Below are 12378 nucleotides of genomic sequence, written 5' to 3'. Positions count from 1 at the left end.
ATCATCACTAACACTTAAGTTATCATCGCTAACACTTAAGCTATCATCACTAACACTTAAGCTATCATCACTAACACTTAAGCTATCATCACTAACACTTAAGCTATCATCGCTAACACTTAAGCTATCATCGCTAACACCTAAGCTATCACCACTAACACCTAAGCTATCATCACTAACACTTAAGCTATTAAATACATCATCTGGATTAATAATATTATCTCCAACTAAAGTATAAGTTGCCCATCGTCCTCCCGTGGTATGCAAGAAATTATTCTTAACCAAAGAATGTAATAATTTAGATAAATCCGTACTATGTTCATTTAAGAAAACTTTTAGACGAGCATGATTAACTGTTCCTTCATGCTTAACAATAGCTAAAATAAAACGTTCTTGTTCTGATAACGATTTAAACACATTACCAAATTGAGCAATTAAAGCCTGATGAATATTATCTGGAAATAAGCTAATAACTTTTAATTTTAATACCGTCTGATTGTTAGGTTCTCGCTTTTCTTGTAAATCAGGTGGAATCCAATGTTGCGAACGCCACCCAGCCAAGATTTTAGGGATTCCTGACCCTGCTTGTTCACCAATATTGATAAAGCGGAACATTTGATGTAATTTTCGATTACGACAATCTGATTCACCACCGAATAAAGACTGTTCCAACGGAATTCTCATTAATCCAGGATTTCTAAATTCAAAGCTATCTCGTGTTTTAACAACTAACACAGAGGCTCTATCGGAATAATCAGCATGAACTAAACAATTAGCTAAAGCCTCACGAATAGCGACGTGGACTGGCGTATCATCTTGTCTTACACCATCAACAATTTCAAAAGGAATTTTTAAATCTTGAATTAATTTGTTATAAACCTTCCGATAAAAATCAAATAAATTACCACTCCAAGTTGCATCTGCCACTACTCGATCAACCCAACGCTTATCAGAATTTATCTCTCGTTCTTGGTAATCAACAAAATAATTGGGAAAAACTTCAGTTATATGATGATGTTGTCCAAACATCAATAATCCAGCTTTTGTAAGCCCCTTTTCCTGTGTTACTCTATTGATCCCGTAGGCACCAATTCGCCGTAAAAAAGTAATATCATCGACATCATTTAAATCTGAACTAGGGTTAAGATTTGCATAACGTTGCCGATAGACTTTTAATGAAGATATATCCAAATCATCTAATCCAAAATAAGGAAGGATCTCATCATCTCGAGAATCTTGAGTCTGCTCTGCTAACAGTCGCTTAACTCGTTCATCATCCAGTCTAAAATCACCTTCATGCTGACGAATAAAACTATTACCCAACGGATTATTATTTAAATAAACTGGCTGTTGCTGACGAGTTGCCCTTGGAACACCAATAAGAATAATAACTTTATTATCAACAGATAGCTCTTTCCAATGATGATCACTTAATAAATTCACGCTCACTTTTTGACGATTATTGATAGTCTTAAAAAAATCATCTTTAAATTTTCTGCTATTTTCAACACCAATAATTTCTAATGAACCATCTTTTTTCTCTTTAGTGCCTAAAATAATAATCCCACCATCTGTATTAGCAAAAGCACTATATGTTTCCCACAGGCTGATTGGTAAACCGCCCCTACCATCTCGCCCAATGGCTAATTTACATTCGATATCAACGGACTCTCTTAATATAAGAATATCCTCTAAAGTTAAATTCTGAAGTTGCATGAATATACGATTGGACATTGAGTTTATATCCTTCCTTTTAAATTATCGCTATACAACAAGCGGGCAAATGGGGATTAAGCTTTGTAAATTGAAAACGAAAAATTGGCTCTAAAACCACCGCACTTAACTCATTACGCTGTGGATTAGTGCCTTCTGGTAATAAATCTTTGCCGTGAAAAACTTCCCAACCCGTTTCTTTAAACCAAGCCAGTGCATTATTTTCAATAAATTCTTCGTTCATTGTTGTTTAGTCCTCATTACTTACTTTGCGGTAAGATTGTTAAATTACTACCATATAACAAGCGGAGAGATACGGATAAAGTTTTGTAAAAATGGTTCATAATTTGATTAATTATTTATTCCAGACGTCTGTAGTCAATTTCCTTGTTTGTAGATAAATACCCACTTGTTCAATATATTTTTTAAAATCATTATTTTCTTCCACAATACGATTGACTGATAACCAATCAATTTCTGAACGGAGTTTAGCAGGAATTAAAATCTGACTATCAAACAAAGACTCTGTATTGAGCAGTAAGACACCTATACCATGTAATCCACATAACATCTGTAATTCACTTTCTACGTTATTATCTAAGCCTGTAATAACCAAGTAGCCAAGATTTGCCCAACTAGAATTGGATACTGTTTGAAAAAAATAACTACGCACATTCGCTCTAGTTAATTGTTTTTTCACTTCAAATGACCATAGTCGAACTGTGCTGCTGCCACTATTACGCACACAATCACTCACTTCCTCTTGCCACTCTTTATCCAATGCTTCTAAAGCCACAACATCAGGATGCAACCAATGATTACCACCACTACCATGACTATTTTTTGAGGTTTTCTCATCAATTCTACGACAGAATAACTTAAATTCCTCTTTTAAAAATTCCATAAGTAATGGGTAAAGATCTTGTTCAGACAGCGTTTCACTGACCAATTCTTGATCTTCTTTTAAATTCTGTGGCGAAGTAGTCATTTGAGATATTAGCTGAGTTGGCTTTGACTGCCAACAATATAAACGAGGACGAGGTTTATCTCGTGTAATAATATTATGGCATTTTTGCTTAACGCGTTCTGTTCTCTTACCGCCAATTTCTGCGGTTAATTGCGAAATTAGTTTTTCTTCTGATTCATAATTTTTTTGCTTATCCGCTATTTCTTTGGGATAACGTTGAATAAATAATTTAGCTAAATCTTTAGCCGTAAAAAATTGGTCAGGATTAGCCTTTAGTGTTTCGATAATCATATCTACACGAGTGGTCATTATTTTTTCCTTATAGGTCTATTAAATAAATTACAATAATTTTATTTAAATATCAAAAGATATATCCCCTGATAATAATTTAGGCAATAACATATCTCTAATTTCAGCTAGATTTTTATTTTCTTTTTGATTAGATAAAATCATATCAAATATTGGTTTTACTTTTGAATGATAAATCGTTAATAAATCATCTTTAGGTTTAAGTAACTTTATTGAAGAAAAAACACGAGTATTCATATTCAAAGTGGCACTACCACCACTTGCTAAACTATAAAACTCATCTTCCAATTCATTCATATAAAAATACAAAAACTCTGTTAAATAATCATTATTCGGAATAATACTGTTAATTTGTTGATTAGTTTGTGAAGGCTTAGTAACAATAGAAACCTTACCAACAGTCGCAATACAACTCACACAGATACTTCCTTTTGGTAAATATTTTGTTTTTTGTGAATCTGCCCCTTCTTTGGAAAGATATTCATTTGTTTTTGTAATAAATGTATTTCCGTGCATATCAGGAATTTTTATGAAGGGAATATCTCCCCCATAAAAGTTTGGATTTTGTTTAGAAGGTGTTTTTCCACAGACGATAAAACCTATATCTTTTATCTGTTGAACCTCCCACCCCTTCGGTATATCCCCTAATTTGCTTTCGACCATTTCACTTGGGAAAAGTGCGGTGGTTTTTTCGAGGGTTTTATATTCTTCTGGGTTGGTGCGTTGCATTTGCTCAAGCTCTTCAGCGGTTTTGCCTGAGATGATTTGCATCGCTTGCAGTTCGGCTTGCTCTACTGTACCACCATGGGCTAATACGTCCATTTTGGCTTTGACTGGGTCAAAATCCACAAACCAGCTTTTAAATATGGCTTGGGCGATTTGTTCTAAGGTTTGGTTGGTTTGGGTGTTGAGTTCTATTTTGTCGTCAAAACTTCCTAATAATTTAGAGATTTCTTTTTGTTTTTCCAATAAAGGATATTCAATCTCAATATGTTCAAAAGTTTCTTTTGTTATGGTATCAAACACCGCACCATGAGTATTTTTCTTTAATTTTTTAATGTTATTCTTTAATAAATAATACAAAAAATCATTATCCAAAATACCTGATTTTCCTTCCAAACCATAGCAAGATTGATTAAAAGCCATATCTGCCTTTAATTGAGCTATACACCCAACAGTACCTCGAGCAGAAATAATTAATGAACCTCTTTTTAAAATTTTTGTACTACTATTTTTTAGTCCTAAATTCGTAATACTTTCCTTTGATGAAGAAACGTATCTTCTATCCTCATTAAAGTCTGCGACTGATAACCATGGAATTGTTCCATTCCAATATTCAGCAATATTCCTTTTTGGTGTTCCCCCACCAATGATATTCATAACTTCTGATAAATTGGCTTTTTTCCACTCACTCATACCCCAACCCCTTTAAATTTGCTTTGATTTGGGCATTTAAACGTTCCCCTTCTGCCATTTGTTCGTTTAAAAGTGCGGTCAATTTTTGCATTTTTTCTGCAAAAGGAATACCGTCATCTTCTTCGGCAACTGCACCGACATAACGCCCTGGGGTTAAAATAAAGTCGTGTTTTTCAATATCGGCTAAAGTGGCAGAAAAACAAAAGCCTGCTTCATCTTGGTAATCTTCGCCATATTGCCAGTTATGAAACGTATTCACAATTTTTTGCGTGTCTTCTTCACTAAAATCACGCAATACACGGTCTTTCATATAGCCTAAATTGCGGGCATCAATAAATAAAATCTCGCCTTGACGGTTACGTTTAGTTTTATCAAACACCACGCCATTGTTTTTATTTTTACTTAAAATCCAAATACAAGCGGGAATTTGCGTATTGGTAAACAACTGCCCCGGTAGTGCAATCATCGCTTCCACCACATCTTCTTGCACCAATTTTTTACGAATATCTCCCTCTCCGCTGGTATTACTACTCATACTGCCGTTTGCCAGTAATAATGCCATTGTGCCTGTTGGGGCTAGGTGGTAAAGCATATGTTGCACCCACGCAAAGTTGGCATTGCCCTCTGGCGGTGTGCCATATTGCCAACGGGCATCTTTTTCTAAGCTTTGATGCCACCAATCTTTTAAGTTAAATGGCGGATTTGCCATCACAAAATCGGCACGTAAATCAGGATGTTGATCGTTGGTAAAACTGTCGGCATGTTGTTTTCCAAAGTTAAAATCCATACCACGAATGACCATATTCATCGCGGCAAGTTTCCATGTGGTAGGGTTGGATTCTTGCCCATAAATAGAAATTTGGCGACGTTGTTCTTCGGCTTGATAATGTTTTTCTTTGGCATGATTTTCAATAAATTTGTCATTTGACACAAAGAACCCACCGCTTCCCATCGCAGGGTCATACACTCGCCCTTGATAAGGTTGTAGCATTTCCACAATCAGATTAACAATGCTTTTTGGTGTGTAATACTGCCCACCTTGTTTACCTTCTGCTAAGGCAAACTGTCCTAAAAAATACTCATACACATGCCCTAAAATATCTTTGCTTTTTAGGTTGAGTTTTTCCCCTTGATATTCAGGATTGGCAAAAGAGGTTTCAGAAAATAAATTAATCAGTTCAATCAGGCGATTATCTTCTACTTGGTATTGGCTGATACGAGAAAGAATGGTTTTAAGTTTAGGATTGTGTTTTTCGATACTCTCTAAGGCATTATCCACAAGCCAAGAAACCGAACGCATTTTGACATCTTCGCCTTTTTCATCTTGCCATAAGATTTCCCCTGATGGCGTGGTAGCTTTATTTTGAAGCATCGCCCAACGAGATTCTTTGGGTACCCAAAAAACATTTTCTTCCGTGTAATAATCTCGCTGTTCTAATTCATTTTCCATTTCTTGCTGATAGCTTTTGTCATCATCATAAAAAGCGGGATCAAGATAATAAAGATGAGAGGGATCTTGCAACTGTTGTTGGATACTCTGTTGGCGAGCAACAAAGGCATCTGATACGTATTTTAAGAAAATCAGTCCAAGTACGACATGTTTATAGTTCGCCGCATCCATATTAGAACGCAGTTTATCAGCAGCTTTCCATAGTTTTGTATCGAGCTCATTAAGAAATTGTTGTTCGGTGTTTTTCATTGCAATGCCTTAGTTAGTAAGGAAATAAGATTAAGATAAATATCGAAAACCTTTTTTAATTTATCGAATAAAAGAAAGGTTTATTATTTGAGTTATTGTAATATAAACTTATTTTAAATCAATTAATTATAAAATATAAATTTGAAAAACAAGCAAAAATAAAGCCATAAATATACTATTAATGGCTTCATCTTAAAATATAAAACATTGGTATTATAAATACCAAAACAATTATGCTAAATAAGGATTATGCTGTTTTTCTTGCCCTATTGTTGTATAAGGTCCATGACCAGGAATAATTATGGTATCATCATCAAGTGTAAATAATTTATTGCGAATAGAATCAAGCAATTCTTGATGATTTCCACCTGGGAAATCCGTTCTACCAATACTATTTTTAAAGAGAACATCGCCAGTAAAAGCAATTTTTTGTGTTTTTTCAATAAAGCCGATATGCCCTGGAGTATGCCCTGGTAAATATAGTATCTCAAAACGCAAATCTCCAACTTCAATCACTTCATTTTCATCATTTAACCATCGATCTGGCTCAAAAGATGTAGCTTCAAATAATTGACCAAATTGTAAGGATTGTTGTGCAAGACCTTTATACCAATAATCGTCTTTGCTATTTGCTCCCCAAATTTCTACATTAAAATGTGACTTTAATTTTGGTGCATCAGCAATATGATCAAGATGTCCATGAGTCAATAAAATCAATTTTAGATTAAGTGATAATTCTTCTATACGTTGGATTAATTTATTTGCTTCTCCACCAGGATCAACAATGACTGCATTTTTATTATCGTCCCAAATAATAGAACAATTTTGTTGAAAACTGGTAACTGGTATTATGTCGATTTGCATCTATTTTTCCTATCAATCTACTTTTTAAATAAACAAAACCGCACAAAAGTGCGGTATAAATTATACGAGTTTTTATAAGTTAATCAGCTTCCACGCCAAGTTCTTACAGGACCAGTATCCACATGAACAAAATTGCTACGAGGATAATACCCAACTCCACCACTTTTTAAAGATTCAGCAGTTTGTCTTACTTTACTTAAGCTAATACCATCAATTCTAAAATCAATCGCTTTACCTATCATATGATAACTATTTTTAGCTACTCCACGGCTTTTTCTTCTCATACTCGCATTGCTAACTGGAGAGCGATAACCGCAAATAATCTGGATCTCTGCATTACGTAAGCCTAAATTAGATTGAATTTGATAAAACTTTGTAAAAAGTTTTGGATCCATTCTATGAACCTGATCAGTTCTTCGATCTCTTAGTAAATAATCCATTTTTTTCTGTGTTGCTTGAGAGAACCCTTTTCCAATTGAAAAATTAGCACTTAATTTATCCCCCGTATTAATATTTCTAAATGTTAAAATACGAGGCCTCACTGTTGAAACAACGGCTAGTACTGAATTAGGTAATATGGAAGCACCTAAAACAATTCCCCCCAAAGATAACCACTTTCTACGCTCTAAATTGATTATAGACATTTATTTACCTTGAATTTTATTTACATTTCTTTACGTTAGTCATCGAAAAAAAAATTTAGTTCACCATTTATATAAAATTAATTATTAATTTAAATATTTTTGTAATAACTTCCAATCAGTATTAATCTTACTAACTACATTATCATAACTATAAATATCAGGGGCTATATTAATTTTTCCATTATCTACCCAATAAGTAACATAATATAAATAAACTGGATTATTAGAGTTTATATTAGCTGATGATGTTTTTCTGCTTTTTAAGACAGAATTTTTACGGGACTCAGTCCACCCTGATTCTTTTAATAATATTGTAGCAAGCTCATCGGACTTTTCCACTCGAACACAACCAGAGCTCAACGCTCTTTTCTTTTTAGAAAATAATGAATGGTTTGGGGTATCGTGTAGATAAATAGCATCAGAACTTGGCATATTAAATTTATAGTTACCTAAAGCACTACCACCTGCCGCTTGGCGAATTCGGTAAGGAAACTTTCCTTTAATTTCAGTCCAATTTATTGAATATGGATCGATAATCTTCCCTGAAGAATCCTTGATAGTATAATTATGACTATCTACATAGCTTGGATCCTTTTTAATTTTAGGTACTATATCTTCATTTATTAACTTTTCAGTTGGTGTCCAAGGTGGATTAACGACAACATTACTTAATCGACTGTACATCACTGGTGTTTTCCGAGCAACTTTACCAACTATAACTCTAGAATTTAATAATAATTTTCCATCTCGATAATAATTTAACTGATAACTCGGTATATTAACAAAAATACCGTTTCTAAATTCAGGAATAACTCTCAATCTTTGTAAATTAAGTGCTAATTTATTTAACTGAGATGTATTCTCTATAACTTTTGCAGAAGACAATTCTATCAATTTATTTAATGTATCTAAATAAATTGAATTTTTCGTTGATAAACTATCAATAAATGCTAACTCATTATGGCTTTTTATTGCATTTAGCCAAGATAGAATATCTGATTTAGATGGTGAACTGCTAATATAGCGATTAGACTCATATAACCAATCTTGAGCAAAATCTTTGACATGTTTTGAATAGTACATATAATCCAAAAACGCATCACTTAGTAAAATATCATAAATTAAACCACCAATATTTGATAACTTATCAATTTCTTTAAGTTTTTTTCCTGCATTTTTAGATATTCCACTAGCAACAAAAACAGCATATTCCTTTAAAAATGCTTTATTAACTTTTTTATTTTCCCATAGAAGTAGATAATCATTTTCAGAATATATTTGAGCTAATTCAGATTTAAATTGAAGTGGATAGCCTTCCATTAAATCAGACAATCTAGCTTCAGATGATTTTGTGTGCTCATTATTTAAACGAGTAATCTCAGATAAATCAGACTCTAATGCTTTCTGTTCTGATAATAGTTGGTCATCTGTCAACTTAATCATTTTTAACGTTGTCATCTTCAATATTTCAGAATTTTGAGAAGAAGACAATTCTGCATATAGATTCCCTATGTAGCTAAACAAGCCTAACAAAGCTACATAAAAAAATCTATTCAAATTTATTTTTAACATTATCTATTCCTTAAACACAAAGATACAATCTGTTCATATGACAAATATAATAAGAACAGATTATATAATCAATGTGCTAATTTTATCTTAAACTAAAGTTTTCTATTATTTTTCAAGTTAATAAAATCTATTGTTATCCTTTCTGCTTCCTTTAAGAAAAAATCAGGATCTTCATAATCTTTTGGTAAATCATCTAATTTCTTAATTAACTTCTTACCTTCACGTTTAAAACGTTCATTAAGATCTTTTAAACGTTTTGTATCATCTAACTTACTTTCCGATTGTCTCGCATTAAGATTGAGTGATAAAAATTTTCTATCTCTACGCTCATCTCTAATTTTTAATGTTTCACTTAATGCAACAAACTCGGGATCCTTAGCAATTCTAGCAAGATGCTTTTCTATTAAGTAAGGAACTGCCTCATTAATTGGTGAAAATTGAGAATATTTAGCTGGAGGAATTTTATCCCATGGTAATGCATTATCCTCTTTTTCTTCACCATTTTCTTTTATATCAATTACATCAGGAAATTTTATATCTGGCACAACACCTTTTAACTGAGTACTCCCTCCATTCACTCTATAAAATTTTTGAATCGTATATTGAATTAATCCTAATGGACTCTGATTTAAATCATATACAAAATTTAGAGAGCGACTTTGTTGAACAGTCCCTTTACCGAAAGTATTTTGCCCAATTATAATTCCACGATTATAATCTTGAATAGCTGCAGAAAATATTTCAGATGCAGAAGCACTAAAGCGATTAATCATTACAACTAAAGGTCCAGAATAAACCTGTTCATTATCGGGATCTTCATGTACTCTAATTCTTTGGTAAGCATCTCTCACTTGAACAACAGGCCCATCACTAATAAATAACCCGCTAAGCTCTATTGCTTCAGGTAAAGAACCACCGCCATCATTTCTTAAGTCAATAATTAATCCATCGGCTTTTTTATCTTTTATTTCTTTTAATAATTTACGCGTATCATTAGTTAATCCAATATAAAAACTAGGTATTTTGATCACTGCTATATTTTTACCACTAACTTTATTAATAGTTAATTTAGCAGCTTGATCTTCTAAACGAACTTTATCTCTAACTAACGTAATTAATTTAGATTTTCCACCTTTAGCGGGTTCAATTTCTAAACGAACTTTGGTTCCTTTCTTACCTTTAATCTTATCAACGACATCTTCTAGACGCCATCCAATAATGTCTTCAATTTCACCTTTAACTTGACCTACTCCAATAATTTTATCCCCAGCTTTAATTTTTTTACTTTTTGCCGCAGGCGCCCCAGGCACAAGAGATTTAATAATTGTTTCACCATCTTCAGATTGCAAAGTTGCTCCAATACCCTCTAAAGATAAATTCATACTTTCATTAAAACTTTTTGCTGTTCTTGGAGATAAATAACTAGTATGAGGATCAATTTCTCTAGCAAAAGAATTTAAATAAATTTGAACGATATCATCAGCTTGAGTTTGTGTTAAGCGGCGTATTGCAAGATTATAACGCTTTAATAATTTCTTCTTAATTTCTGGCCATTTCTTATCTTTCAGTTTTAAATTAATAATATCGTTTTTAACTCGTTGCTCCCAAAGCTTATTTGCTTCTTCTTGATCTTTTGGCCAAGCTGCATTCTCTCTATCTATTTCGACCATATCATCTTTATTAAGATCAGGTTCTCTATCTAATAAAGATAAAGCATAAGAATAACGCTCATAGCGTCTTTTCATCATTAACTCATAAATATTAAATGCAATATCCAAGGAACCATTATTTAATTCATCATCAATTTGTTGTGAAAAAGTACTTTCAAAATTATCAATATCAGTTTGTAAAAAAGTATTCCGACTAAAATCTAAAAATTTTAAATAACGATAAAAAATTTTTTTAGAGAATTCATCGTCTAACTTAATTTTTCTATAGTGAGACTGAACAAGTCTATTTGTTACTCGCTTAGTCGCAGAGAAATTATCTTCTGTTGGCTTAGGTATAATAATTTCTTCTGATTTTATTTTTGGTAATTCAGCTATAGTAAATGGGCTAATAAAAAAAGAACTTAAAATTAAAGTAGTTAAACAATATCCTTTTCCAATAAATCTCATCGCTTTATCCTTGTATCAATGCTTTATTTAATTGAAAACATTTTTTAATTTTTATTTATTTTAAATAAACGATCAGCTGTAACACTAATAACGAGTCCATTATCTAATTCAACTCGAACATTGTCTTTCGAGATATCTAATACTGTCGCTATATTCAACTTATTTGCAATTTTTACTTTAACTTTACTTTGTACTTTTAATTCATCAATGTTGATAGGTTTAAATTGTGTTTTTACAATATTCTTTCTTAGATTTGTTTTTTTTGCTACATCATTAGAATCTAAATTATTTTTATTAGTTTTCTTTTTAGAAAACTTTCCTGTAGCTTTTTTCTCTGCAAATTTAGCTTTAGCTTCATTAAGCTTTTGTAAAGCATGTTCAACATGCTCTTTTTCTAAAATACCACAAGAATTCCCATATAGATCAACTCGCTCTGCACCTTCGCGACAACCATATAAATAGCGCCAATTAGATGTATACTGTCTAAGAGCTTGTCTTAACTGTGTATTACTAATAGATTCATCATCAGATAAAACCTCAACTAAATCTTTAAATAATCCTATTTTTAAAGGTTTTGCCTCTCCTTCAAGAATAAAGCAAAGAGGAAACTTTCCTGCTAAATATTCAATAATCTCTTTATTATTTTTTAATTTTTTGACTTCACTCATAATTCATTCCTGCTTATTTTATTTTTGTTTAAATAGAAAATTCTTGCCATTTTATCTCAATTTTTACTTAAATGACAATTATTTAATAATTAATATAGATATTACGTTGCTTATTTATCTATTAAGTTTAATTATTTCACTAAATTTATTTAAATTGGTTCAATTTAATTTAGAGTATTTAGTTATTTAACCTAGTAAATGCATCTAAAAAGTGCGGTATAATATATCAAAGTTTTATTCTAGCCACTCATTTTTTAATTTATTCTCAACGCAAAAAAGCCACAAGTCTCTCAACTTATGGCTCTCTCTTCTCTTAATTAGTAACCTGGCGGTGACCTACTCTCACATGGGGAATCCCCACACTACCATCGGCGTAACAGCGTTTCACTTCTAAGTTCGGCATGGATTA

Annotated in this window: 10 protein-coding genes and 1 rRNA gene; all 11 read right to left on the bottom strand. The window is 32.3% G+C overall.

Annotated features, from left to right (window positions below; genetic code table 11):
• Positions 1-1734 (bottom strand): RNA-binding domain-containing protein (locus EV697_RS10020; RefSeq protein ID WP_132023161.1); only part of this gene is annotated, 1734 nt, incomplete at its 3' end.
• 19 nt (positions 1735-1753) lie between these two features.
• Complete coding sequence (locus tag EV697_RS02770) at positions 1754-1957, bottom strand: type I restriction endonuclease (RefSeq protein WP_132022341.1); 204 nt, start codon at positions 1955-1957, stop codon at positions 1754-1756.
• Positions 1958-2068: 111 nt separating this feature from the next.
• Entirely contained in the window at positions 2069-2989 is a 921-nt protein-coding gene (locus EV697_RS02765) for a COG2958 family protein (protein WP_132022338.1), read from the bottom strand.
• Positions 2990-3034: 45 nt separating this feature from the next.
• The gene (locus tag EV697_RS02760) at positions 3035-4405 is read right to left on the bottom strand and encodes a restriction endonuclease subunit S (RefSeq protein ID WP_132022335.1); all 1371 of its coding nucleotides are present in this window, start codon (positions 4403-4405) and stop codon (positions 3035-3037) included.
• Positions 4398-6104, bottom strand: coding sequence for a class I SAM-dependent DNA methyltransferase (locus EV697_RS02755; protein ID WP_132022332.1), 1707 nt, complete (start codon positions 6102-6104; stop codon positions 4398-4400). The genes EV697_RS02760 and EV697_RS02755 overlap by 8 nt, the downstream gene beginning before the upstream one ends.
• A 231-nt stretch (positions 6105-6335) precedes the next feature.
• Positions 6336-6968: an MBL fold metallo-hydrolase gene (locus EV697_RS02750; RefSeq protein ID WP_132022329.1), complete on the bottom strand. Its 633-nt coding sequence runs from the start codon at positions 6966-6968 to the stop codon at positions 6336-6338.
• 83 nt (positions 6969-7051) lie between these two features.
• Positions 7052-7612 (bottom strand): peptidoglycan L,D-endopeptidase MepK, encoded by a 561-nt coding sequence (mepK, locus tag EV697_RS02745; protein WP_132022326.1) that lies wholly within the window; start codon positions 7610-7612, stop codon positions 7052-7054.
• 84 nt (positions 7613-7696) lie between these two features.
• The gene (locus EV697_RS02740; protein WP_132022324.1) at positions 7697-9184 is read right to left on the bottom strand and encodes a L,D-transpeptidase family protein; all 1488 of its coding nucleotides are present in this window, start codon (positions 9182-9184) and stop codon (positions 7697-7699) included.
• Positions 9185-9276: 92 nt separating this feature from the next.
• Entirely contained in the window at positions 9277-11301 is a 2025-nt protein-coding gene (prc, locus tag EV697_RS02735) for a carboxy terminal-processing peptidase (RefSeq protein WP_132022321.1), read from the bottom strand.
• Positions 11302-11345: 44 nt separating this feature from the next.
• Positions 11346-11969 carry an RNA chaperone ProQ gene (proQ, locus tag EV697_RS02730; protein WP_132022318.1) on the bottom strand — a complete coding sequence of 208 codons (624 nt, stop codon included), beginning with the start codon at positions 11967-11969 and terminating at the stop codon, positions 11346-11348.
• 323 nt (positions 11970-12292) lie between these two features.
• A 5S ribosomal RNA gene (gene rrf / locus EV697_RS10055) occupies positions 12293-12378 on the bottom strand; the annotation flags it as partial.

It is taken from the genome of Bisgaardia hudsonensis (genome assembly GCF_004345785.1).
Taxonomy (GTDB): Bacteria; Pseudomonadota; Gammaproteobacteria; order Enterobacterales; family Pasteurellaceae; genus Bisgaardia; species Bisgaardia hudsonensis.
The sequence above is the reverse complement of the archived record's forward strand: the minus strand, read 5'-3'. Positions and strand labels throughout refer to the sequence as shown.